Origin of the sequence: Streptomyces sp. NPDC042638 (assembly GCF_040647235.1) — a bacterium.
Classification (GTDB): Bacteria; Actinomycetota; Actinomycetes; order Streptomycetales; family Streptomycetaceae; genus Streptomyces; species Streptomyces rameus.
In genome coordinates, this window is record NZ_JBEZBT010000005.1 from 168,001 (window position 1) to 189,780 (window position 21,780).

At 70.9% G+C, this 21,780-nt stretch carries 25 protein-coding genes and 1 pseudogene; 12 read left to right on the forward strand and 14 right to left on the reverse strand.

Going from position 1 to position 21,780, the window contains the following annotated elements:
* Positions 1 to 252 precede the first annotated feature (252 nt).
* Positions 253 to 432, reverse strand: a complete 180-nt coding sequence (locus AB0B40_RS06680) for a DUF6104 family protein (protein WP_003992906.1) — start codon at positions 430 to 432, stop codon at positions 253 to 255.
* Between the two features lie 222 nt (positions 433 to 654).
* On the opposite strand from AB0B40_RS06680, the gene AB0B40_RS06685 reads away from it, so the two are divergent.
* The gene (locus tag AB0B40_RS06685; RefSeq protein WP_345059621.1) at positions 655 to 1,635 is read left to right on the forward strand and encodes a DUF4097 family beta strand repeat-containing protein; all 981 of its coding nucleotides are present in this window, start codon (positions 655 to 657) and stop codon (positions 1,633 to 1,635) included.
* Position 1,636: 1 nt separating this feature from the next.
* Positions 1,637 to 2,668 carry a helix-turn-helix transcriptional regulator gene (locus AB0B40_RS06690; protein ID WP_345059623.1) on the forward strand — a complete coding sequence of 344 codons (1,032 nt, stop codon included), beginning with the start codon at positions 1,637 to 1,639 and terminating at the stop codon, positions 2,666 to 2,668.
* 251 nt (positions 2,669 to 2,919) lie between these two features.
* On the opposite strand, the gene AB0B40_RS06695 is transcribed toward AB0B40_RS06690, so the two are convergent.
* The 4 genes from AB0B40_RS06695 to AB0B40_RS06710 form a co-directional block, all read right to left on the reverse strand.
* The gene (locus AB0B40_RS06695; RefSeq protein WP_345059625.1) at positions 2,920 to 3,492 is read right to left on the reverse strand and encodes a Clp protease N-terminal domain-containing protein; all 573 of its coding nucleotides are present in this window, start codon (positions 3,490 to 3,492) and stop codon (positions 2,920 to 2,922) included.
* Positions 3,492 to 3,701, reverse strand: coding sequence for an HTH domain-containing protein (locus AB0B40_RS06700; RefSeq protein WP_030339104.1), 210 nt, complete (start codon positions 3,699 to 3,701; stop codon positions 3,492 to 3,494). The genes AB0B40_RS06695 and AB0B40_RS06700 overlap by 1 nt, the downstream gene beginning before the upstream one ends.
* A 113-nt stretch (positions 3,702 to 3,814) precedes the next feature.
* Positions 3,815 to 4,780 carry a zinc-binding dehydrogenase gene (locus tag AB0B40_RS06705; protein ID WP_345059627.1) on the reverse strand — a complete coding sequence of 322 codons (966 nt, stop codon included), beginning with the start codon at positions 4,778 to 4,780 and terminating at the stop codon, positions 3,815 to 3,817.
* 192 nt (positions 4,781 to 4,972) lie between these two features.
* Positions 4,973 to 6,196 (reverse strand): NADP-dependent malic enzyme, encoded by a 1,224-nt coding sequence (locus tag AB0B40_RS06710; RefSeq protein ID WP_345059629.1) that lies wholly within the window; start codon positions 6,194 to 6,196, stop codon positions 4,973 to 4,975.
* Between the two features lie 544 nt (positions 6,197 to 6,740).
* Between AB0B40_RS06710 and AB0B40_RS06715 the strand changes: the two genes are divergently transcribed.
* The 3 genes from AB0B40_RS06715 to AB0B40_RS06725 are packed head-to-tail and all read left to right on the forward strand — an operon-like array spanning position 6,741 to position 9,478.
* Positions 6,741 to 7,700, forward strand: coding sequence for an ABC transporter substrate-binding protein (locus AB0B40_RS06715; RefSeq protein WP_362263325.1), 960 nt, complete (start codon positions 6,741 to 6,743; stop codon positions 7,698 to 7,700).
* Between the two features lie 39 nt (positions 7,701 to 7,739).
* The gene (locus tag AB0B40_RS06720; RefSeq protein ID WP_345059633.1) at positions 7,740 to 8,675 is read left to right on the forward strand and encodes an amino acid ABC transporter permease; all 936 of its coding nucleotides are present in this window, start codon (positions 7,740 to 7,742) and stop codon (positions 8,673 to 8,675) included.
* Positions 8,672 to 9,478: an amino acid ABC transporter ATP-binding protein gene (locus tag AB0B40_RS06725; RefSeq protein ID WP_345059635.1), complete on the forward strand. Its 807-nt coding sequence runs from the start codon at positions 8,672 to 8,674 to the stop codon at positions 9,476 to 9,478. The genes AB0B40_RS06720 and AB0B40_RS06725 overlap by 4 nt, the downstream gene beginning before the upstream one ends.
* Positions 9,479 to 9,547: 69 nt before the next feature.
* Here the strand turns inward: AB0B40_RS06725 and AB0B40_RS06730 are convergent, their stop codons facing one another.
* A complete protein-coding gene (locus tag AB0B40_RS06730; RefSeq protein ID WP_362263327.1) occupies positions 9,548 to 10,306 on the reverse strand; it encodes a class I SAM-dependent methyltransferase in 759 nt (252 codons plus the stop codon).
* Between the two features lie 99 nt (positions 10,307 to 10,405).
* Here AB0B40_RS06730 and AB0B40_RS06735 point away from each other — a divergent pair, with 99 nt between their 5' ends.
* On the forward strand, positions 10,406 to 11,035 hold the full coding sequence (locus AB0B40_RS06735; RefSeq protein WP_345059639.1) for a CGNR zinc finger domain-containing protein: 630 nt from the start codon (positions 10,406 to 10,408) through the stop codon (positions 11,033 to 11,035).
* On the opposite strand, the gene sodX is transcribed toward AB0B40_RS06735, so the two are convergent.
* Positions 10,939 to 11,373, reverse strand: coding sequence for a nickel-type superoxide dismutase maturation protease (sodX, locus tag AB0B40_RS06740; protein WP_345059759.1), 435 nt, complete (start codon positions 11,371 to 11,373; stop codon positions 10,939 to 10,941). The two genes, AB0B40_RS06735 and sodX, sit on opposite strands and share 97 nt — an antisense overlap.
* Before the next feature lie 145 nt (positions 11,374 to 11,518).
* On the opposite strand from sodX, the gene sodN reads away from it, so the two are divergent.
* Entirely contained in the window at positions 11,519 to 11,914 is a 396-nt protein-coding gene (sodN, locus tag AB0B40_RS06745; protein WP_345059641.1) for a superoxide dismutase, Ni, read from the forward strand.
* A gap of 7 nt (positions 11,915 to 11,921) precedes the next feature.
* On the opposite strand, the pseudogene AB0B40_RS06750 reads toward sodN, so the two are convergent.
* A pseudogene (locus AB0B40_RS06750) lies at positions 11,922 to 12,044 on the reverse strand (site-specific integrase); the annotation flags it as partial.
* Between the two features lie 7 nt (positions 12,045 to 12,051).
* On the reverse strand, positions 12,052 to 12,264 hold the full coding sequence (locus tag AB0B40_RS06755) for a hypothetical protein (protein ID WP_345059644.1): 213 nt from the start codon (positions 12,262 to 12,264) through the stop codon (positions 12,052 to 12,054).
* A 259-nt stretch (positions 12,265 to 12,523) separates the two neighbouring features.
* Between AB0B40_RS06755 and AB0B40_RS06760 the strand changes: the two genes are divergently transcribed.
* From AB0B40_RS06760 to AB0B40_RS06775, 4 genes are all read left to right on the forward strand, one after another.
* The gene (locus tag AB0B40_RS06760) at positions 12,524 to 15,085 is read left to right on the forward strand and encodes a tetratricopeptide repeat protein (protein ID WP_362263331.1); all 2,562 of its coding nucleotides are present in this window, start codon (positions 12,524 to 12,526) and stop codon (positions 15,083 to 15,085) included.
* 18 nt (positions 15,086 to 15,103) lie between these two features.
* On the forward strand, positions 15,104 to 15,238 hold the full coding sequence (locus AB0B40_RS06765; protein WP_345059765.1) for a hypothetical protein: 135 nt from the start codon (positions 15,104 to 15,106) through the stop codon (positions 15,236 to 15,238).
* Between the two features lie 160 nt (positions 15,239 to 15,398).
* Positions 15,399 to 15,800 carry a helix-turn-helix transcriptional regulator gene (locus tag AB0B40_RS06770; protein ID WP_345059648.1) on the forward strand — a complete coding sequence of 134 codons (402 nt, stop codon included), beginning with the start codon at positions 15,399 to 15,401 and terminating at the stop codon, positions 15,798 to 15,800.
* Positions 15,801 to 15,834: 34 nt separating this feature from the next.
* Complete coding sequence (locus tag AB0B40_RS06775; RefSeq protein WP_362263334.1) at positions 15,835 to 16,251, forward strand: VOC family protein; 417 nt, start codon at positions 15,835 to 15,837, stop codon at positions 16,249 to 16,251.
* Positions 16,252 to 16,376: 125 nt separating this feature from the next.
* Here AB0B40_RS06775 and AB0B40_RS06780 read toward each other — a convergent pair whose 3' ends face one another.
* From AB0B40_RS06780 to AB0B40_RS06800, 5 genes are all read right to left on the reverse strand, one after another.
* The gene (locus AB0B40_RS06780) at positions 16,377 to 16,721 is read right to left on the reverse strand and encodes a DUF952 domain-containing protein (protein ID WP_345059652.1); all 345 of its coding nucleotides are present in this window, start codon (positions 16,719 to 16,721) and stop codon (positions 16,377 to 16,379) included.
* Positions 16,722 to 16,730: 9 nt separating this feature from the next.
* The gene (locus AB0B40_RS06785) at positions 16,731 to 17,009 is read right to left on the reverse strand and encodes a hypothetical protein (protein ID WP_345059654.1); all 279 of its coding nucleotides are present in this window, start codon (positions 17,007 to 17,009) and stop codon (positions 16,731 to 16,733) included.
* Between the two features lie 26 nt (positions 17,010 to 17,035).
* Entirely contained in the window at positions 17,036 to 17,620 is a 585-nt protein-coding gene (locus AB0B40_RS06790; protein WP_345059656.1) for a dihydrofolate reductase family protein, read from the reverse strand.
* A gap of 249 nt (positions 17,621 to 17,869) precedes the next feature.
* On the reverse strand, positions 17,870 to 19,015 hold the full coding sequence (locus tag AB0B40_RS06795) for a family 2 encapsulin nanocompartment cargo protein polyprenyl transferase (protein ID WP_345059657.1): 1,146 nt from the start codon (positions 19,013 to 19,015) through the stop codon (positions 17,870 to 17,872).
* 112 nt (positions 19,016 to 19,127) lie between these two features.
* On the reverse strand, positions 19,128 to 20,534 hold the full coding sequence (locus AB0B40_RS06800; RefSeq protein WP_345059659.1) for a family 2B encapsulin nanocompartment shell protein: 1,407 nt from the start codon (positions 20,532 to 20,534) through the stop codon (positions 19,128 to 19,130).
* A 295-nt stretch (positions 20,535 to 20,829) separates the two neighbouring features.
* Here AB0B40_RS06800 and AB0B40_RS06805 point away from each other — a divergent pair, with 295 nt between their 5' ends.
* Positions 20,830 to 21,423, forward strand: a complete 594-nt coding sequence (locus AB0B40_RS06805; RefSeq protein ID WP_345059661.1) for an N-acetylmuramoyl-L-alanine amidase — start codon at positions 20,830 to 20,832, stop codon at positions 21,421 to 21,423.
* Positions 21,424 to 21,780 lie beyond the last annotated feature (357 nt).

Here is a 21,780-nt window from a genome sequence, read left to right on the forward strand (position 1 = left end):
CCGTTCGCCGATGGGAGGAGAAGGCTAACTCCCGGGGCCGAAGAGGGGGAGGGGAAGACGAGAGCCGGTGAACGATACGGCCGATGATCGCCCCTGAGGGGGCGGAAACGGCCGCGTCAACGGAAACGGCCGCATCACCGGGAACGGCCGCATCACCGGGAACGGCCGCATCACCGGGAACAGGTGCATCACCGGACCCCCGGCCCGTCGGCCGTCCTGGCGCGCGTCGCCCTCTCGTGGCCGCCCACTCGGTTACTCGTCGTCCTCGTCGTCGAGCCGCGCGAGCCAGGTGGCGAGCCGCTCCACGGGCACTTCGAAGTCCGGGTTGAGATCCACGAACGTGCGCAACTGCTCGGCAAGCCACTCGAAGGTGACCTCTTCCTCGCCGCGCCGCTTCTCCAACTCCTCGATACCGCGGTCGGTGAAGTACATAGGGGTGCGTCTCCTGCGTTCACGTCCAGCCGGGAATTAACTCCCACCAGCCTATGCGGCCCCGGCCGGGACGACGGCCCGGGAGCCCCGCACGGTCCGGGAGCCGCCGCACGGCCCGGGGCCGGTGGCACCACCCGGCCTTGACTTCCCGCCTCCGCGATATATCGTGTTTGGCGAGAGACGCGATATGGCGCGTCGCGAATGTCCGGCCGAGGAGGCCCCATGTCCGAGTGGTCCGTCGCCGAACCCCAGAAACTGACCTTCGACACCCCCGTGCGCGACCTCCACGTCCGCATCGTCAACGGCACGGTGAACGTCGTGGGCACGGACGAGGGCCGCGCCCGTCTGGAGGTGTCGGAACTCGAAGGGCCACCCCTGCTGGTCAGCGAGAGCGGCGGCACCCTCACCGTGGCGTACGAGGACCTGCCCTGGAAGGGCTTCCTCAAGTGGCTCGACCGCAAGGGCTGGCGGCGCAGCGCCGTCGTCTCCCTGGCGGTTCCCGCCGACACCCGGGTGGAGGTGGGGGTGGTCGGCGCGGGCGCGGTCGTCTCCGGCATCCGCGGAGCCGCGGTGATCAAGGGGGTGACCGGCGACACCACCCTGGTCGGCGTCTCCGGTCCGGTGCGCGCGGACACCGTCTCCGGGAACCTGGAGGCCCAGGCGGTCACCGGCGACCTGAGGTTCCAGTCGGTCTCGGGAGACCTGACGGTCGTCGAGGGTTCCGGCCCCGCCGTACGCGCCGACACCGTCAGCGGCTCCATGATCGTCGACCTGGACCCGGACGGTCCGACGGAGGTCGGCCTCACCAGCGTCTCCGGCGAGATCGCCATCCGCCTGCCGCACCCGGCGGACGCCGAGGTGGAGGCGAACACCGCGAGCGGCACGATCTCCAACGCCTTCGACGGACTGCGGGTGCACGGTCAGTGGGGCGCCCACAAGATCACCGGCCGCCTGGGCGCGGGCACGGGCAGGCTCCGGGCCAGCACGGTCTCCGGCTCGATCGCGCTGCTGCGCCGCCCGCCCCGGGAGGAAGAGGAGAGCGCCCCTGGGAAAAGCGGGCGCCCCCGGGCCGCCGGCACCGGCACCGCGCCCCGCCCGGCCGACCGCTCCCCGGCCGCGCCGGGGGACAATTCCGTCTCCGGCCAGGACGCCGGCGTCGGCGGCGCCCCGGCCGACGGCACGACCGACAAGAAGGTGCTCTGACATGGCCCCCGTCTTCGCCCACGGCCGCCTCCGCCTGTACCTGCTCAAGCTGCTCGACGAGGCCCCGCGCCACGGCTACGAGGTGATCAGGCTCCTGGAGGAACGCTTCCAGGGTCTCTACGCGCCCTCGGCGGGCACGGTCTACCCCCGCCTGGCCAAGCTGGAGGCGGAGGGTCTGGTCCGGCACACCACCGAGGGCGGCCGCAAGGTGTACGCCATCACCGACGCGGGCCGCGCCGAACTGGCCGGCCGCAGCGGCGAGCTGGCCGACCTGGAGCTGGAGATCCGCGAGTCGGTGGCGGAGCTGGCCGCCGAGATAAGGGCTGACGTGCGCGGTGCGGCCGGCGACCTGCGCCGCGAGATGCGTGCCGCCGCGACGGAGGCCCGCCGGGGAGAGCCGCCCTACGGGGAGTACGGCGAGACGGGCGAGAAGGAGGCGTGGAAGGCCGCCAAGGAGGAGATGCGCCGGGTCAAGCAGGAGTGGAAGGAGCAGGCACGGCGCGCCAAGGACGAGAGCCGCCGGGCCCGCGAGGAGGCCCAGCGGGCCCGGCGCCAGGCGCAGGAGGCGCAGACGCGGGCCCAGGAGGAGATGCAGCGCATCGCCCGCCGGGTGCAGGACCGGGTCCAGGACCACTTCACACGCGGTGACTGGCCGACGGGCGTCCGCGAGGGCCTGACCGAGCTGGCCAAGGAGTTCGGAGAGTTCGGGAAGGACTACGGCAAGGAGTCCGGCAGGGACCGGGGTTCCGGCCGCCCCACCGAAGGAACGCCGAAGTCGGCCCCCGCCGCTGAACCGCACCACACGCCCGCCCCGGAGGACTTCCCCGCCGAGTACGAACCCGCCTGGGCCCACGAGGACTCCACCGCGGACCCGGCCCGCGATCTGGACCGTCTCCTGGACCGCTTCCGCGACGACATCCGCGACGCGGCCCGCGACCACGGCGTCACCCCGGCCCAGCTCCGCGAGGCCCGCCACCACCTGTCCACAGCGGCGGCCCGCATCGCGGCGCTGCTCCACACCCCGACCCGCTGACACAGCCCCCGACCGAGCCGCCCGGACAACCCACCCACCCTCCATCCGACCGGAACGGCCGACCGAGGGGCGGGCAGGCACCCGGTGCCCCAGGCGAAGCCCCGGCCGCTCGCCCACCAACCGGAACGCACGGCCGACGGGCGGGCAGGCACCCGGAGTCCGAGACGGAGCCCCGACGGCTCACTCCCCAACCGGAACGGACAACCGACGGGCAGGCAGGCACCCAGGGCCCGCGGCGGAGCCCCGACGGCTCACCTTCCCGCCGACCCGGCGGCACGGAGGGGCGGGCAGACCCTCGACACCGCCTCGAAGGTCACCCCCTGGTCGGCCAGCACCTCCCCCGCCACTCCCGGCAACACGGTGAGCGCCAGCAGCAGATGCTCACCCCCGATGTGCCGGTCATGCCGGGCGAGAGCAACCCGCAGCGCCCGCTCCAGCACCTCCTTCGCCCCCCGGCTGAAGGCAGGCCGACGCCCGGCCCACCACCGCCGGTCCCCCCGGTCACCGGACATCGCTCCGACGCCGTGCACCTCCTCCACCCGCGCCACGATCTCCGCGACGTCGATGCCCAGCCCCGCCAGCGCGTCCGCCTCGGCGCGGGTGAGGCCGGCCTGCCGCCTCGCCTCCCGCAGGGCTCCGCGCACCACCTCCCGGCGCTCCGCGAGGCCGAGGGCGGACAGCGCGAAGGACGCCCGGCTGCCTTCGCCGTCGAGGAGCGCGAGCAGCAGGTGCTCGGCGTCGACGGTCCGCGCCCCGGCCTCCCGCGCATGGGCACACGCCCCCTCGACCACCCTCCGGGCGTCCTTCGTGAACCGCTCGAACATCAACGCCTCCCGTACTTCTTGTGCACGGCCTGCCTGCTGACACCGAGCTCCGCGGCGATCTCCTGCCACGACCAGCCCTGATTGCGCGCGCTGCGCACCTGCACCGCCTCCAGCTGCTCCAGCAGCCGGCGCAGTGCCGCCACGGCCCGCAGGCCGACCCGCGGATCGCGGTCGCCGGCACGCTCGGCGAGATCGGTTGCCTCACTCATGCTGTCAATGTAGGTTGACACACCCCCCTTGTCAACCATCATTGACAAGGGGGGTGCGCGAGAGGCGGGCCCGGCTCCCGGACCCGCCTCTTTACCGAACGTCCCGTCGTCTCTCAGTGGTTGGTGAGCACGATCTTCCCGAACTGCTCGCCGGAGGCCAGCCGCTCGAAGCCCTCGCGGGCCCGGTCCAGCGGCAGTTCCTCGTCGATGACGGGCCGTACGCCGGCCTCGGCGCAGAAGGACAGCAGGTCCTCCAGCTCGTCCTTGGTGCCCATCGTGGAGCCGACCACCTTCAGTTCGAGGAAGAAGATCCGGGTCAGTTCGGCGTGCGAGGGCCGGTCCCCGCTGGTGGCACCGGAGATGACGAGGGTGCCGCCGGGCCGCAGGGACTTCACCGAGTGGGACCAGGTCGCGGCACCCACGGTCTCGATGACGGCGTCCACCCGCTGCGGCAGCCGCGCCCCGGGCTCCACGGCCTCCACCGCCCCGAGCTCCATGGCCCGCTTCCGCTTCGCCTCGTCCCGGCTGGTGGCGAAGACACGCAGCCCGGCCGCCTTGCCGAGGATGATCGCGGCCGTGGCGACACCGCCGCCCGCGCCCTGCACGAGGACCGAGTCGCCCGGCCGCACCCCGGCGTTCGTGAACAGCATCCGGTACGCGGTCAGCCAGGCCGTCGGCAGACAGGCGGCCTCCGCGAAGGACAGCCCCGCCGGCTTCGGCAGCACGTTCCAGGTCGGTACGGCGACCTGTTCGGCGAAGGTGCCCTGGTAGCGCTCGGTGAGGATGGAGCGCGGCTCGCGGGGGCCGACGCCGTGGCCGGTCTGGCCGATGACGGAGTGCAGGACGACCTCGTTGCCGTCCGCGTCGATGCCGGCGGCGTCGCAGCCGAGGATCATCGGCAGCCGGTCCTCCGGCAGGCCGACGCCCCGCAGGGACCAGAGGTCGTGGTGGTTGAGGGAAGCGGCCCGCACGGTGATGGTGCTCCAGCCGGGACGGGCCTCGGGAGCCGGACGCTCCCCCAACTCAAGGCCGGTGAGCGGCTGGTCGCGGTCGATTCGGGCGGCGTAGACAGCGAACATGCTGCCGACGATAGGTGCGCGACGCGGTCGACGGAACCTCGGCGCCCTGTGACACATGCCCTCTTGCGCCGCGGCACTCGTGCGGCGCAGTCCGGCGACAGCGCCCCGGACATCCCGCCGTCACCCGGTCAGGCGGGGGGACGGGCAGCGAAACGGCCCCGTCCGAGCGGACGGGGCCGTTCCGGCGTGACGTCAGCGGCGGGCGACACCCGCGGCGCGGGCGGCGGCCGCGACCGCCGCGGTCACCGCGGGAGCGACCCGCTCGTCGAACGGCGAGGGGATGACGTAGTCGGCGGCGAGGTCGTCACCGACCACCGCGGCCAGCGCCTCCGCCGCGGCGATCTTCATGCCCTCCGTGATCCGCGTGGCCCGCACCTGCAGCGCGCCCGCGAAGATCCCGGGGAAGGCCAGCACGTTGTTGATCTGGTTCGGGAAGTCCGAGCGCCCGGTGGCGACGACCGCCGCGTACTTGTGCGCGACGTCCGGGTGCACCTCGGGGTTCGGGTTGGCCATCGCGAACACGAAGGCGCCCTCGGCCATGGAGGCCACGGCCGACTCCGGCACCGTCCCGCCGGAGACGCCGATGAAGACGTCCGCGCCCGCGAGGGCGTCCTCCAGCGTGCCGGTGAGGCCGGCCTTGTTCGTGAATCCGGCCAGCTCGCGCTTGACCGGGGTCAGGTCCTCCCGCCCGGCGGACACGACGCCCTTGCGGTCGGCCACCGCCACGTCCCCGATGCCGGCCTCGACCAGCATCTTGGCGATGGCGACACCGGCCGCGCCGGCGCCCGAGATGACGGCCCGCAGCTGCCCGATCTCGCGTCCGCTCAGCCGCGCCGCGTTGCGCAGGGCGGCGAGCGTCACGACGGCCGTACCGTGCTGGTCGTCGTGGAAGACCGGGATGTCCAGACGCTCCTGGAGCCGGCGCTCGATCTCGAAGCACCGGGGCGCCGAGATGTCCTCGAGGTTCACTCCGCCGAACGAGGGAGCCAGCCGCACGACGGTCTCGACGATGTCGTCGACGTCGGTGCAGTCGAGCGCGATCGGCACCGCGTCGACCCCGCCGAACTGCTTGAACAGGATCGCCTTGCCCTCCATCACGGGGAGGGAGGCCTGGGGACCGATGTCCCCGAGTCCGAGCACGGCCGTACCGTCGGTCACGACGGCGACCACCGACGACTTCCACGTGTAGTCGTTGACCAGCTCCGGCTGCTCCGCGATCGCGGTGCACACGCGCGCGACGCCGGGTGTGTACGCGAGGGACAGGTCGTCCTTGTCGCGGACCGGCACGGTGGCCTGCACGGCCATCTTGCCGCCGCGGTGCAGCGCGAACACCGGATCGAAGGAATCGAGGGGCTCGGCCCCGCCGTCCTGGTCCGTATTGCTGTCGCTGCGAGGATTGACGATCTCCGCTGCCACTTTGTCTTACCCCTTAGGTATGCATGGTTTGAGGGTCGACCACTCCTGGTGAGGGGTGGGCGGGCACCGCGTACGGCCCGTTTGCTGATACGTGCGAGGCCATACGCGACGGGCGCGCCGCACACGCGCCCTGAGCCCCGGATGAGGGGTGTAAAGAACCTTCTTACCGGACGGACGGCGCCCGCGACGAGTCCAATAGGTTCAAGGTCACACCCGGAGGTGGAGGGCGGCCGAAGGCGGGACACGGCGGAGGGGCCGCGACGGCGTGGGAGCGCGCGAGTCCGGCTGATCACATTCTGAGACACGCCGAAGATTTTCCGGCCGGAGCGCTTGATTCCCGCAGATGGTTCGGCGGCCAGGGACCAAGGATGTACCGACCTGATGCGGTTCGGGGTTCACCCGTTATCCGATTTTGACATAGCGAGTCCTCTGAATGGCGTAGTCCGAATGGCAAGATGCCGTAAACCCACGAGGTCGCGACACCCGAAGGTGTGTGTTTCCGTCGACCCATCGGCAACTCTTCCCATCCGCCGGAGGAACCACGATGACCGCAAGCTCCACCCGTCGTACCACCGCCGCGCGCTCCCGTCTGGCCGCGGTCGGTGCGATCGCGGTCGCAGGCACCCTGCTGCTCACCGGCTGCGGTGACCAGACCCAGGACAAGGACAAGAACTCCGGCAGCGCGTCCACCAGCACCGCCCCGCTCGCCGACAAGCTCCCCCAGGCCATCCGGAGCAAGGGCAAGATCAAGGTCGGTTCGGACATCGCGTACGCCCCGGTGGAGTTCAAGGACTCCTCCGGCAAGGTCGTCGGCCTGGACCCGGACCTCGCGGCGGCCATGGGCAAGCAGCTCGGGGTGACGTTCGAGTTCGAGAACGGCACCTTCGACGCCCTGCTCACCGGTCTTCGCTCCGGCCGCAACGACATCGCGATGTCGGCGATGACGGACAACAAGAACCGCCAGCAGGGCATCGACCCCGACACGGGCAAGAAGGTCGGCGAAGGCGTCGACTTCGTCGACTACCTGACCGCCGGCGTCTCCATCTACACCCGCAAGGGCGACACCCAGGGCATCACGAACTGGTCGGACCTGTGCGGCAAGAAGGTCGCCGTCGAGCGCGGCACCGTCTCGGAGGACCTGGCCAAGCAGGAGGCCAAGAAGTGTCCGGGCGGCAAGAAGCTCGCGATCGAGGCGTTCGACGACGACCAGCAGTCCCAGACCCGGCTGCGCTCGGGCGGTGTGGACGCGGCCTCCTCCGACTTCCCGGTGGCGGCGTACGCGGTGAAGACCTCCGGCGGCGGCAAGGACTTCCAGATCGTCGGCGACCAGGTGGAGGCGGCCCCGTACGGCATCGCGGTCGCCAAGGACGACGCCCAGCTGAGGGACGCGCTCCAGGCCGCGATGAACGCGATCATCAAGAACGGCGAGTACAAGAAGATCCTCGAGAAGTGGGGCGCCCAGGACGGCGCCGTCAAGGAGTCCGCCATCAACGGCGGCAAGTGACCCGCGACCGGCAGAAGCGGCCACTGAGAGGCATCATCCGTGACTGACATCCACAAGACGGCGGAGCCGGACGGCGCGCCCGCCGCCGGCGCCGAGGCCATCAAGGCCATCCCGGTCCGGCACTACGGGCGGTACGTCTCCGCCGTCATCGCGATCGCGCTGCTCGTCGCGATCATCTACGCGTTCGGCCAGGGCAAGATCAACTGGGGCGCGGTACCGGACTACTTCTTCGACGACCGGATCATGACCGGTGTCGGCAAGACCCTCCTGCTGACGGTCCTGTCGATGGTGATCGGCATCGTCGGCGGCATCGTGCTCGCGGTGATGCGGCTGTCGAAGAACCCGGTGACGTCGTCGATCGCCTGGTTCTACATCTGGTTCTTCCGGGGCACCCCGGTCCTGGTCCAGCTCGTCGTCTGGTTCAACCTGGGTCTGGTCTTCACGTACATCAACCTCGGTCCGCTGTACAAGGACGAGTGGTCGGACTTCATGACCCCTCTCCTGACCGCGCTGCTCGGCCTCGGCCTGAACGAGGCCGCGTACATGGCGGAGATCTGCCGCGCCGGCCTGCTCGCCGTGGACGAGGGCCAGACCGAGGCCGCCCACGCGCTGGGCATGAGCCACGGCAGGACCCTGCGCCGGATCATCATCCCGCAGGCGATGCGGGTGATCGTGCCGCCGACCGGCAACGAGGTCATCAACATGCTGAAGACCACCTCGCTGGTGTCGGTGGTCCAGTATCCGGAGCTGTTCCGCTACGCCCAGGACATCGGCCAGAACTCCGGTGCCCCGGTGGAGATGTACTTCCTCGCCGCGGCCTGGTACCTGGTGATGACCTCGATCCTGAGCGTGGGCCAGTACTACATCGAGCGCTACTACGCCCGCGGCTCCAGCCGCCAGCTGCCGCCGACCCCGTGGCAGAAGATCAGGACCAGCATGTTCTCCCTGGGCCGGCCCAAGGGAGGCATGGCATGACCGACAAGCTGAGCAAGACGCAGGACACCCCGGCCGCGGGGACCGTCCCGATGGTCAGGGCGCAGGGCGTGCACAAGTCCTTCGGCCACGTCGAGGTGCTGAAGGGCATCGACCTGGAGGTGAAGCCGGGCGAGGTGTTCTGCCTCATCGGCCCCTCCGGCTCGGGCAAGTCGACCTTCCTGCGCTGCATCAACCACCTGGAGAAGATCAACGCCGGGCGGCTGTACGTCGACGGCGAGCTGGTCGGCTACCGGCAGCAGGGCGACAAGCTCTACGAGCTGCGTGACCGCGAGGTCGCCACGAAGCGCCGTGACATCGGCATGGTCTTCCAGCGCTTCAACCTGTTCCCGCACATGACGGCCCTGGAGAACGTCATGGAGGCGCCGGTGCAGGTGCGGGGCGTGAACCGGTCCGAGGCCAAGGGGCGCGCCATGCAGCTGCTGGAGCGCGTGGGTCTGGCCGACCGGGCGGGGCACTATCCCTCCCAGCTCTCCGGCGGCCAGCAGCAGCGCGTGGCGATCGCCCGGGCCCTGGCGATGGACCCGAAGCTGATGCTGTTCGACGAGCCGACCTCGGCCCTGGACCCGGAGCTGGTGGGTGACGTCCTCGACGTCATGCGCGACCTCGCCGAGTCCGGCATGACCATGGTCGTCGTCACCCACGAGATGGGCTTCGCCCGGGAGGTGGGCGACAGCCTGGTCTTCATGGACGACGGTGTGGTCGTCGAGTCCGGTCACCCGAGGGACGTTCTGACCAACCCGCAGCACGAGCGGACGCAGTCGTTCCTGTCCAAGGTGCTCTGACCTTCACCCGGTACACGGGACAGGGGCGGTACGGGGATTCCCGTACCGCCCCTGTCCGTCATGGCCGGCTCACTTCACCGCCAGCACCAGGGTGTCCGACGGCGAGGACCACACCGGCCGCGCCTCGCCGAAGCCCCGGGCCCGCAGAGTGCGCACGTGCCACGCCGCCGACGGTGTGTCACCGTCCGCGTGTTCGCCGTAGATCGCGAAGCGGCGGGCGGTCGGCTCGGCGAGGGCCGGGTCCTTCGCCGCCAGCTGCCACCACTCGGCCCAGTCCAGGACGCCCTCCCGCTTGGCCTGATCCATGCGGGCGTGGCGCTGCGCGCGCTCCGCCGCGTTGATCCGCGGCGTGCTCTCGTCGATCATGTGGTCCGCGTTCATGAAGACACCGCCGTCGCGCACCAGCTCCGCGACCTGACCGTAGAGGGTGGCGAGGGGTTCGCTGTGCAGCCAGTGCAGGGCCGTGGCGGTCAGCACGGCGTCGTAGGAGTCGTACGGCAGTTTCGCCGGCCAGTCGGGGTCCTTGAGGTCGGCGGAGACGAGGTGGACGCGGTCGTCGCCCTCGAAGGTGCCGTGCGCGATGGCGAGCAGCGCCGGGTCGAGGTCGACGCCGGTGCTGGTGGCCTCGGGGAAGCGCCGGAGCAGCCGGGAGGTGATGCTGCCGGTGCCGCACGCGAGGTCGAGCACGCGTGGCGCTGTGCCGACGAGTGCCTCGACCATGTCGAGCATGACCCGGAAGCGTTCTTCGCGGTCCGGCATGTACCACTCCTGCTGCCGGTCCCAGCTCTCCTGCCAGGCCGCCCAGTCGGTTCCGGTACTCGTGGTCATGGAACCCGTCTCCCCTCGGTTCGCGTAATACCCTGGAAGCACGACCGGCTGTTACCCGACCGCTGACACGACGATAACGCGCCCCCGTAAGGACTACAAGTGGAACTGGCCTATTACTCGGATTACGCCGTCCGTCTCGTCAACAGCGAGGAACCGGCGCGGGGCAAGGACTCCCTGACCTCGGTCGAGGCCGTCCGTGACCTCTTCGGCGTCAACGCGTCGGCCGCCCGCCGCGCCACCGACGCCGACGTCACCCGCTTCCGCTCGGTCCGGGCACGGCTGCGCTCGGTCTTCGAGGCCGCCGACAAGGGCGACGAGACGCTGGCCGTGGACCTGCTGAACTCACTCCTGCTGGAGTTCCCGGTCAGCCCACAGATCTCCGGACACGACTTCCGCGACGACGACGGCCGCCCCCTCTGGCACATGCACCTGGCCGACCACCCCTCCAACGCCACCGCCGGTTACGCGGCCATCGCGGCGATGGGCCTCGCCTTCCACCTCACCGAGCACGGCGTCGACCGCCTCGGCCTGTGCCAGGCCTCCCCGTGCCGCAACGCCTACCTGGACACCTCCACCAACCGCTCCCGGCGCTACTGCTCGGACCGCTGCGCCACCCGCGCCAACGTGGCCGCCTACCGCGCCCGCAAGCGCCTGGACGCCGACCGGTCCGCCGGCAGCGGCCTCACCGCGGAGAGCGCCCAGCGCAGCAGCGCGAACGGCGAACGCTGACCGGCCCGCACCGGCCGGAACCGGAACCACGCCTTGCCGAGGATCAGTTCCTCGGGCACCACCCCGTAGTCGGTGCTGTCCCCGCCCGCGTACGGGTTGTCCCCGAGCACCCACCAGCCGCCGTCCCGCCGCTCCGCCGCCCGCTTGACCACCAGCAGGTCCTGCTGGAAGGGATGACGCAGGACCACCACGTCACCGGGCCTGACCACGCCTCCGTACCGCACCAGCAGCTGATCCCCGTGACGCAGGGTGGGCACCATGGACGGGCCCGTCACCTCGGCCAGTCCGAAGGGCGCCACAGCCCTCCCCCGCTCGGTCTCCTGCGACAGCTCCGGCATCCCCGGCACCTCCCCGGTCCGTTCCTCCACCAGTCTCAGTCTCACCCTGGACTTTTGTCCTAAGCCCCAGGGGGCAGCCGAGAAATCGACTTCCTCAGGGAGTAATGTCGCACCTGAGAAGACGATCACGAGGAAGGAATGCTCCATGCTTTCCCGCCTGTTTGCCCCCAAGGTTCAGGTCAGCGCCCACTGCGACCTGCCCTGCGGCGTGTACGACCCGGCCCAGGCCCGCATCGAGGCGGAGTCGGTCAAGGCTGTCCAGGAAAAGATGGCCGGCAACGACGACCCCCACTTCCAGACGCGCGCCACCCTCATCAAGGAGCAGCGCGCGGAGCTCGCCAAGCACCACGTCTCCGTGCTCTGGAGCGACTACTTCAAGCCCCCGCACTTCGAGAAGCACCCCGAGCTGCACCAGCTGGTCAACGACACCCTGAAGGCCCTCTCGGCCGCCAAGGCGTCCACCGACCCGGCGACGGGCCAGAAGGCTCTGGACTACATCGCCCAGATCGCGGAGATCTTCTGGGAGACCAAGAAGGCGTGATCTCTCCTTACGCGTTCTGACCTGCACGTTCTTCGATTGCAGTGTCTACCTGACCGCACCCGGTCCGCAGGCCGCCGAGCACGGCGCCCATGACGGACCGGGTGCGGTCTTGTTCTCCGGGCCACACATGCGTCCCGTCACCCGAGCGCGGCCCTCACCGCCTCCACCACCAGAGCGATGAGTCCGTTCACCAGGGCGGTGGACACGCCGCCGACTGCCGCTGCCAGCAACGCGTTTCGCTCGCTACGGGCCAGTCGCGGCCTGCGCCGGGTCCTGCGCCTGCCCTGCTCCTCCTCGCGCACCTGCGCCTCCGACGGAAGGTCCGGCGGGCCACTCTCCAGCCCGCTCACGTCGCTACGCTGCGGGGTCGCAGACGGCACACGACGAGTTGCGACGGCAGGATCACGGGTGCGGCCTGCGCCCGGCAGAAACCGGGACGGGGCGAGAGGGAAGCGGGATGATGCCGCGATGAGCCGAGACGCGGGTCGGCACGACGGGTCGAGCGGCGGTGGTCAGCGCCGGATCCCCGCACCACGGGTCGCCCCAGGACCGTTACGCGAGCTGAAGGCGCTGCTCTACCGCCTCTACCTGGAGGCCAGGACTCCGCCGGTGGCACGGATCGCCGACCTGATCGCCGCCGACCCGGACGACCTGCTCCCGGGGTGTCCTTCGAAGGACACGGTGCACAGGATCATCGGCTCGGGTGAATTCCCCGCGCAGCAGGCGAATGTCGTTTCCGTCGCCGCGGTACTGGCCCGCGAGGCCCGCTGGGACGTCGCGGACACGGTGGAGCGGGTCCGAACGGCATGGGTGGACGCGCTCCTCGCCGAGCCCCCGGGCAGGCCGTTGGGTGAACTCGGTCCCTACGCCCTCGAAGTGCACCGGTCCATCACAGTCCCCGAGGACGAGGACGAGGACGCACCAACGCTGCCGACCTATGTGGTGCGTGATCACGACCGGCGCGTGGAAGAGAAGGTCGACCACGCGGTTTCAGGACAGAGTGTGATCATCACCCTTGTCGGAGAATCCTCCACAGGGAAGACCCGCACCTTCTGGGAGGCGATCCAGCGGCTGCCCCCCGAGTGGCGCGTCTGGCAGCCTCTGGACTCCGCTCCGCACTCCGATCCGGCCTCGGACCTCGAGAAGGTCGGCCCGCACACGGTGGTGTGGCTGAACGAGGCTCAGCGCTTCCTCCTCACCGCCGACCCTGCGGAGGGGGAGCGGGTGGCGGCCGCGCTTCGGCGGATCATGCACGCCCCGGATCGACACCCCGTGCTGATCCTGGTGACCCTCTGGCCCGCGTACTGGGACCAGTTGACATCGGAACCGCGCGACGGCCAGAGAGACCTGCACCCCCACGCCCGCCATGTTCTCAACGGGAGTTCCCTTCGCGTCCCGGTCACCTTCGAGCCGGACGACCCGGACGACTTGACGGAGGCCGCCGCACGCGACGCCCGGCTCGCTCACGCCTGGGAACACGCTGAACAGCGCCAGGTGACCCAGTACCTGGCCGGAGTGCCGGCACTGATCCAGCGCTACCGGACAGCCCCGCTCCCGGTCAGAGCCCTCATCGACGCGGCGATGGACATCCGCCGGCTCGGATTCGGCGAGCATGTCCCCCTGGAACTGCTCGAAGCCGCGGCATACGAATACCTGACCGATCTGCAGTTGGATCACTTGCCCGAAGACTGGCTGGAGGCGGCTCTGGCGTACGCGGCGCGGCCTCAACGGGGGATCCGCGGGCCATTGACGCGGGTCCGCCCCCGGAGAAGAGGGGTGGCGGAGGGATCGGTGCGGTACCGCTTGGCCGATCCCCTGGATCAGCTGGGGCGGGAGGATCGGCGACGGCCGCCCCCTCCGCCGGGGCTCTGGGATCTCCTGGTGCATCACTCGACAGCAGCCGAGGCGCTGAGCATCGGGAGATCGGCGGAATGCCGCGGCCTGTTCCGCACAGCTGTCACCCTTTACCGGAAAGCCGCCGACTCGGGGAGCAGTGAAGCCGCCCTCGACATCGCCGAGATCCTCTCCATGACAAGCCGGCGGGAAGAGACTGTCGAGTGGTACGTGCACGCGCACACCCTCGGGGACCCCCGCGCACTGCGTTTCGCCGCAGCGACGTCGGTGACCTGCGAGGAGGCGGACTGGGATGCCGCGAAGAACCTCTACACGCGGGCGGCCCGCCGGGGAGACGTCTTCGCACTCGTCGACTGCCTGGACCGCATGAGGGAATGGGAATGCGCCGAGGACGCCGACGAGTGGTTCGACCGTGCACTCACGGAATTCTGGGACCATGTCTCCCTGGAATCCGCTCTGGCCTGGTGCGAGAGACACGGCACGGAGCACGACTTCGGCAGGCTTCTCATTGCGTCAGGTCAACGAGCGAGGGGACTGGACGTACTTGAGCGCTCGGTGGCCAAAGGGAACTTCACGTCCCTCTACACGGTCTGTGAAGAGAGGCGGCTGTCCGGCGGCATCGAATCCGCACTCGCATACCTGAAGGAGCTGGGGCACAGCGAGCACACGGGATCCCTCTTCGCCCCCATGGCTCTGAAAAGCATGCTGCTCCGGGAAGGGCGCGAGGAAGAATGTGCGGCCATCCTGAGAGAGATGATCACCGAGGGGAACAGTTCCGCGGCCGGTGACTTCGCGGAACTGATGCGCGGCCTGGGACGCAGCGACGAGGCCATCGACTTCCTCTCCTCCCGGGCGAAGGACGACACCCGGGTGACCTATGAGCTTGCAGAACTTCTGCGGCGGGAGTCCAGGCGCGACGAGGCGCTTGCCCTGCTGACTGCGATGGCGACTGCTGGAGACGCTCGGGCTCAGCACGCGTCAGCCCGTCTCCTCGAGGAGATGGGACGGCTCGACGAGGCGCTCATCCGGTACCGGAGGAGCGCGGAGGACGGCGGGCACGACACGACTTCCGGCGCCGTGAGACTGCTGTTGCGCGCGAAACGGGCGGACGACGCCCTGAACTGGCTGAGATCGATCAGTGCCCCTGACGGTTCCCATGATCGGATCGAGCGCGCGGTGTGGGTTCTGGAATCCATGGGCCGCGGCGAGGAGGCGAAGCGGCTGAAGGACTACGGCTGGGAACCGGACGGCACCGTCAGCGCCCCTTGGTCCATCCTTCCCCCCGGGGCTCAGGCCGGCTCAGGCGTGACGGCCTGATCCGGACGGGAGGCCCTGGTGGAACTGCGGCACGATGAGGTGGATCCCGTACGCCACCACCGCCGCGGCGCGGAAGCACAGCCCGGCCTGGGCCCGGCCGGCGGCGGACGCACCCGCGCCGTCGGCCTCGACGCCGGACAGGCCGAGGGCTGACCAGTGCCACCTCGGTGGACAGGAACGCGCCGACGATGTCGAGGACCCCGCTGATCAGGACCGCGACCCTCGGTTTGAGCGCGCCGGTGGCGATGCTGGAGGAAAACGCTCCGTCGAGCTCGGGGGACTCTGCTGTGCGGCCCTGTGCGAAGCTGAGCAGATGACCGCCCTGGAGGATCTGCGACGGCTGCGTCGTGTACGGGACCGCATGGACCGCGAGTACGCCGAGCCGCTCGACATGACCGCCCTGGCCCGTGACGCCCTGATGTCCCCGGGCCACTTCCAGCGCAGCTTCCGCAAGGCGTTCGGCGAGACGCCGTACAGCTATCTGATGACCCGCCGGATCGAGCGGGCCAAGACGCTGCTGCGCCGGGGCGACCTCACCGTGACGGAGGTGTGCCTCGCCGTGGGATGTACCTCGCTCGGTTCCTTCAGCTCCCGGTTCACCGAGCTGGTCGGCGAGACGCCGAGCGCCTACCGTGCCCGCGACCACGAGGAGAGCGCGGTGATCCCGTCCTGTGTGGCACGCAGGCTGACCCGGCCGCGCCGTCGTCCGTACTGAGGCGGGGCGCGCCCGCCGGATCTAGGGTGAGTCCATGGACGTGAAACTCGCGCAGTGTTTCCTCGCGGTGGACGACCACGACAAGGCCATCGCCTTCTACCGCGATGTGCTCGGCCTGGAGATCCGCAACGACGTGGGCTTCGAGGGGATGCGCTGGGTGACCCTCGGCTCCCCGCTCCAGCCGGACGTGGCGATCGTCCTGGAGCCCCCGGACGCGAGCCCGGACGCCTCCCCGGCGGACAAGCAGGCGCTCAACGAACTCCTGGCCAAGGGGCTGCTGCGCGGGGTCATCTTCACCACCCCCGACTGCGACGCGCTGTACGAGCGGGTGCGCGAGTCCGGGGCCGACGTCCTTCAGGAGCCGATGGACCAGCCCTACGGGGTGCGCGACTGCGCCTTCCGGGACCCGGCGGGCAACCAGCTGCGCTTCATCGAACGCCCCGCCGGCTGAGGTGATGCGCGACCCGGCCGGCGGCACGTACTGCCTGACCGGCCGCGATCCGGAGACGGGCCGGCTGCCGGACGGCGTCGGCCAGGAAGCCGACGCCGGGTAGCGCCCCGTCTCAGCACGCCGTCTCAGCGCCCCGTCTCACCCCAGGGCTCCACGTCCACCACGGCCTCGACCGGTACGGGGCCGTACACGTGGGGGAACTCCTCTCCGCCCGGCTCGGCGGACTCGTACCGCACCGGCACCCCGACCCGGGCCGGATCCACCACCAGGACGATCAGCTCGTCCGGGCCGTCGTAGCCGCCGTAGAGGAAGTCGGCGACGCGCGGAAGCTGCTCTCGGGTGGAGAAGTGGATGAAGCCCTCCTCCTGGAGGGTCCGGCCCCGGGTGGACCGCTCGTAGGCACCGCGCTCGCGCGCCGCCTCCCACAGGGAACGTTCGGTGACGTGCAGGATGTACGGCAGTTTCGGCATGCGCCCACGCTACGCCGTTCCCCCGGGCCGCCCGGGCGCCCGCACGGCGCCGTTCTCCGCGCCGGCCGCCGACGCACCCTCCGTGCCGCTCTCACCCGGCCGGGTCCGCACGTCGACGGGCCGGCCGGGCCCGGCGGGCCGTCCGGCGTCGGCGCAGGCCGCGCAGTCGGGGTTGCGGCACGGGGCCGGGCCCCAGACCGGCACCCAGGCGCCCAGGGTCTTGTGCCGCTTGACGACCGTTTCGACCGGCTGTCCGCAGACGGGACAGACGCGTTCCTCGCTGCCCATGCTCTCAGGGTAGGGCGGTCGCGCCCTCAGCGCTTCCTGCCGTACGTACGGACCAGGGCACCGTTGGCGAAGGTGCGCACGGAGTCCAGGGTGAACTCCTTGAGGTCCAGGCCGGTACCGAACATCGGCATGCCTCTGCCGTAGACGAGGGGGTAGGTCTTGACGACGATTTCGTCGATCTCGTCGAGCAGCGCTCCGGCGAGCCGGGAACCGCCGCACAGATAGATGTCCAGTCCGCCCTCCTCCGCCTTCAGTGCGCGGACCCGGCCGGTCAGGTCGTCGGCGATGACCTCGACGTTCGGATCGGGCGACGCGCCGAGCGTGCGGGAGGCGACGTATTCGCGCAGGTGGCCGTAGGGGCTGGTGATGCCCTCCCGCAGGGCCACCTCGTAGCTGGCCCGGCCCTGGACGACCGTGTCGAAGCGCTTGTTCTCCAGGTGGTCCACGCCGAGCGCCTTGCGGCCGTGGGTGGGGAGGGTCTCCGGCAGTTCCGCCGTGAGGAAGCCGGTGAACTCCTCGTCCAGGAAGCGGAGCATCGCGGAGGCGTCGCCGTGCTCGTCACCGATGAAGCCGTCGAGCGAACAGGCGACGACGTACGAGAGCTTGCGCAAGCGGATCTCATTTCGTTGAGGCGGGGAACGACCGGAGCGGACGGCTACGGTACCGCTCCAGCTGTAGTGCTTCATTTGTAGTACTCCAACTGTCGTGGTGCAAGGGGTTTGCAGGGACGACTCAGCGGCGGTCCCGCGCACGGTGAGGGTGCGCAGGGACCGCCTCACCGGAGTCCTCGGCGGCCCAACGGGGTCAGGAGCCGTACGGGCCGGGTACTCCGGGTTCCTCATGACCGCGGCCGGCGGTCCTCAGGCGGTCCGGCGGGTGACGAACTCGGCGAGGGCCAGCAGACCGCCCGCCGCCTCGGGATCGGGGACCGCACGGGCCAGCTCCTGCATGGCGCGGGCCATCCGGTCGGCCGCCTCGGCCTGTGCCCAGTCCCGGCCTCCGGCGCGCTCCACCGCCAGCGCCGTACGCGCGATCTCCCCGTCCTGCGCCCCTCCCTCGAGGTACGGCTCGCCGTACAGCGCGGCCAGTTCGGCCGCGGCCGGGGTGCCCGAGGTGAGCGCCGCCACCACCGGCAGGGACTTCTTGCGGGCGGCGAGGTCGGCACCGGCCGGTTTGCCGGTGTGCCGCGGGTCTCCCCATATGCCGATGACGTCGTCGATCAGCTGGAAGGCGAGTCCCGCCTGGCGGCCGAAGCCGTCCAGTGCGGCGACCTCCTCCGCGCTCGCGCCCGCGTACAGCCCGCCGACCGCGCAGGCACAGCCCAGCAGTGCGCCGGTCTTGGCCTCGGCCATGGCCAGCACCTCGTCCAGGGTGACCGAGTCCGGCGCGCGCCGCTCCATGTCGGTGTCCACGTGCTGCCCCTCGCACAGCTCCACGACACAGGCCGCCAGCCGGGCCGCGGCCGGGACGGCGGCCGGGTGCGGGTCCTCGGCGAGCAGCCGGAGGGCCAGCGCCTGGACGGCGTCCCCGGCGAGGATCGCGTCGGCGTCCCCGAACACGGTCCAGGCCGTCGGCCGGTGCCTGCGCGTGGTGTCCCGGTCCATCACGTCGTCGTGCAACAACGTGAAGTTGTGGACCAGTTCGACCGCCACCGCTGCCCGGACCGCCGCCGTCCGCGCCGCCGGGCCGCCGAGCGCGGCGGCAGCGGCCAGCACGAGCGCCGGCCTGATCGCCTTGCCCGCGTTGCCCGTCGCCGGCGTGCCGTCGGCGTGCTGCCAGCCGAAGTGGTAGAGCCCGACCCGGCGCATCGCGCCGGGCAGCGACTCCACCGCCGTGCGCAGCTCCGGGTCGACCAGGGCCCGGGTGCGCTCCAGTTGTGCCACCGCCTCCTGCCCGTCAGGCGCACCGGCGGCGGAGTCCTGGGCCTTCTCCCGAGGCTCCCCCGCCGTGCCGGGACGCGGCACCCCGGCAGAACGCTCGTCGGTCTCCGTCATGAAATCGGCCATGCTCCCCCCTTGCCTGATCCGCGCGGGCCGGCGGCACCGGCCCGCGCGGACGCATACCACGAGGGCCTACCCGCCCCGGTGGGCGGGGACACGGCCGCGACGTGCGGAAACGTCACCTCCAACGGCCGATCTCGACGTTCTCCAGGACACCGAGCGCGTCGGGCACGAGGACGGCGGCCGAGTAGTAGGCCGTCACCAGGTACTTGATGATGGCCTGTTCGTTGATGCCCATGAACCGCACGGACAGGCTCGGCTCGATCTCGTCCGGGATGCCGGACTGGCGCAGGCCGATGACGCCCTGCTCCGACTCGCCGGTACGCATGGCGATGACGGAGGTCGTACGGGCCTCGCTGATCGGGATCTTGTTGCACGGGTAGATCGGCACACCGCGCCAGGTGGGGATGCGGTTGCCGGCGACGTCGACGGTCTCCGGGACCAGTCCCCGCTTGTTCAGCTCGCGTCCGATCGCGGCGATCGCGCGCGGGTGGGCCAGGAGCAGCTTGGTGCCCCGGCGGCGGCTGAGCAGCTCGTCCAGGTCGTCCGGGCTGGGCACGCCGTCGTGCGGCTGGATCCGCTGGTCGTACTCGCAGTTGCTGAGCAGACCGAACTCCGGGTTGTTGACCAGCTCGTGCTCCTGGCGCTCCTTCAGCGCCTCGACGGTGAGCCGCAGCTGCTGCTCGGTCTGGTTCATCGGCTGGTTGTAGAGGTCGGCCACGCGCGAGTGGATGCGCAGGACGGTCTGGGCGATGCTCAGTTCGTACTCGCGGGGCCGCGGCTCGTAGTCCACGAAGGTGTGCGGGATGTCGGGCTCGCCGGAGTGGCCGGCCGCCAGCTCGACCTCCTTCTCGCCGTACTTGTTGGTCCGCTGCTCCGGGACCGCGCGCAGTTGCTCCAGGTGCCGGCGCAGCGAGTCGGAGCGCTCCGCGACCTGCTCGAAGTCCTGGCGGCTGAGGGTCAGCACCGTGCTCGCGGTGTCCGCGCGGACGGTGTACTCCCAGATGGCCTCCGGGTCGAGCAGCGCCTGGTCGCCGAAGTAGGCGCCGTCGGCGAGGACTCCGAGGACGGCGTCGTCGCCGTAGGGACCCGTGCCGATCTTCTCCACCCGGCCGTGGGCGAGGAGGTAGACCTCGTTCGTCTGGTTGCCGAAGTCGGCGATCACCTGACCGGGCGCGAACTCGCGCTGGTTGCAGCGCCGGGCCAGCTCCGTCAGCACCTCCTCGTCCTCGTACGACCGCAGGGCCGGCAGCTCACCCAGTTCCGCCGGGATGACCTCCACCTGGTCCCCGGTCTTCACGAAGGTGATGCGACCGTCGCCCACGGCGTAGGTCAGCCGCCGGTTCACCCGGTACGTGCCGCCCTGGACATCCACCCAGGGAAGCGTGCGCAGCAGCCAGCGGGAGCTGATCTCCTGCATCTGCGGAACGGACTTGGTGGTGGTGGCCAGGTTCCGCGCTGCCGCCGTCCCGAGGGACTGCTGCGGCTTGCCCTGATCCGTGCGGACCTCTTCGCCTACCGACATAGAGAAATGCCCTCCCATGTATGCCCGGTGCCGAACCGCACCGGGCACCGGTCTCGACCCGAGCCTTCCAGCGCGGAGCATGTGCGCGCCATTACCCGAAAGGAGGGGAATGGATCATCGGATTACTGGGCACGAAGAGGGATCCCGGCACGGCTCTCACGACATACGCCGTCTGTCCGGATCGGCTCGCACAGCATACGAACGATGTGTTCCCTGACGTCCGGTTTCGGTAGAAGCAGGCAGGACAGACGGCCGCGACCGGCGGCCGGACGGGCACGGCGCGAAGGAGTCGGGCATGGCCCCACCCATGTCGGCGAGCGGATTTCTGGACACGCTTCGAGCGGAGGGCGTCACGGTCGCCGAGGTCGGCGACTGGCAGGACCACAACCGCAACCACAAGGGGCCCTGGGGTCCCGTCCACGGCGTGATGATCCACCACACCGTGACCCGGGGCAGCGAGCACACGGTCCAGCTGTGCCGCGACGGCTATCCGGACCTGCCAGGTCCGCTGTGCCACGGTGTGATCACCAAGGACGGCACGGTCCACCTGGTCGGCTACGGGCGCGCCAACCACGCCGGGCTCGGCGACGACGAGGTGCTGCGGGCGGTCATCGCCGAGAAGGGGCTGCCGCCGGACAACGAGGCGAACACCGACGGCAACCGGCACTTCTACGGCTTCGAGTGCGAGAACCTCGGCGACGGGGAGGACCCGTGGCCGGACGAGCAGCTGGACGCGATCGAACGGGTCGCCGCTGCGGTGTGCCGCCACCACGGCTGGACGGAACGGTCGGTCATCGGCCACCGGGAGTGGCAGCCGGGCAAGGTGGACCCCCGGGGGTTCGCGATGTCCTGGCTGCGAGAGCGGGTCGCCGAGCGCCTGAAGGGGTAGCGCCGTCGGGGTGCGGGCCATGCGCGGTGCGGGCGCCGCGGCCCCGGGCCCGCGCGGGCCGTGCGCGAGTGCGGTGCGCGCGGGGTGGGGCGCGGTGCGCCGGGGGGTGGGGCGCCTCACGGCTGGTCGAGCGAGGCGCGGCACGGCAGACCGAGCGAGGCGCGTCACGGCTGGTCGAGCGTGGCGCGGCACGGCTGGTCGAGCGTGGCGCGTCACGGCTGGTCGAGCGTGGCGCGGCACGGCTGGTCGAGCGTGGCGCGGCACAGCAGACCGGGCGGGGCGCGGCACAGCAGACCGGGCGGGGCGCGGCACGGCAGACCGGGCGGGGCGCGGCACGGCTGATCGCCCCGGGCCCGT

Coding starts and splice junctions, on each gene's coding strand:
- AB0B40_RS06800 (WP_345059659.1), bottom strand. CDS start 20,534: ATGTCGGTAGGCGAAGAGGTCCGCACGGATCAGGGCAAGCCGCAGCAG.
- AB0B40_RS06795 (WP_345059657.1), bottom strand. CDS start 19,015: ATGGCCGATTTCATGACGGAGACCGACGAGCGTTCTGCCGGGGTGCCG.
- AB0B40_RS06685 (WP_345059621.1), top strand. CDS start 655: ATGTCCGAGTGGTCCGTCGCCGAACCCCAGAAACTGACCTTCGACACC.
- AB0B40_RS06775 (WP_362263334.1), top strand. CDS start 15,835: ATGGACGTGAAACTCGCGCAGTGTTTCCTCGCGGTGGACGACCACGAC.
- AB0B40_RS06725 (WP_345059635.1), top strand. CDS start 8,672: ATGACCGACAAGCTGAGCAAGACGCAGGACACCCCGGCCGCGGGGACC.
- AB0B40_RS06705 (WP_345059627.1), bottom strand. CDS start 4,780: ATGTTCGCTGTCTACGCCGCCCGAATCGACCGCGACCAGCCGCTCACC.
- AB0B40_RS06730 (WP_362263327.1), bottom strand. CDS start 10,306: ATGACCACGAGTACCGGAACCGACTGGGCGGCCTGGCAGGAGAGCTGG.
- AB0B40_RS06695 (WP_345059625.1), bottom strand. CDS start 3,492: ATGTTCGAGCGGTTCACGAAGGACGCCCGGAGGGTGGTCGAGGGGGCG.
- AB0B40_RS06785 (WP_345059654.1), bottom strand. CDS start 17,009: ATGGGCAGCGAGGAACGCGTCTGTCCCGTCTGCGGACAGCCGGTCGAA.
- AB0B40_RS06715 (WP_362263325.1), top strand. CDS start 6,741: ATGACCGCAAGCTCCACCCGTCGTACCACCGCCGCGCGCTCCCGTCTG.
- AB0B40_RS06700 (WP_030339104.1), bottom strand. CDS start 3,701: ATGAGTGAGGCAACCGATCTCGCCGAGCGTGCCGGCGACCGCGATCCG.
- AB0B40_RS06805 (WP_345059661.1), top strand. CDS start 20,830: ATGGCCCCACCCATGTCGGCGAGCGGATTTCTGGACACGCTTCGAGCG.
- AB0B40_RS06780 (WP_345059652.1), bottom strand. CDS start 16,721: ATGCCGAAACTGCCGTACATCCTGCACGTCACCGAACGTTCCCTGTGG.
- sodN (WP_345059641.1), top strand. CDS start 11,519: ATGCTTTCCCGCCTGTTTGCCCCCAAGGTTCAGGTCAGCGCCCACTGC.
- AB0B40_RS06770 (WP_345059648.1), top strand. CDS start 15,399: ATGACCGCCCTGGAGGATCTGCGACGGCTGCGTCGTGTACGGGACCGC.
- AB0B40_RS06690 (WP_345059623.1), top strand. CDS start 1,637: ATGGCCCCCGTCTTCGCCCACGGCCGCCTCCGCCTGTACCTGCTCAAG.
- sodX (WP_345059759.1), bottom strand. CDS start 11,373: ATGCCGGAGCTGTCGCAGGAGACCGAGCGGGGGAGGGCTGTGGCGCCC.
- AB0B40_RS06680 (WP_003992906.1), bottom strand. CDS start 432: ATGTACTTCACCGACCGCGGTATCGAGGAGTTGGAGAAGCGGCGCGGC.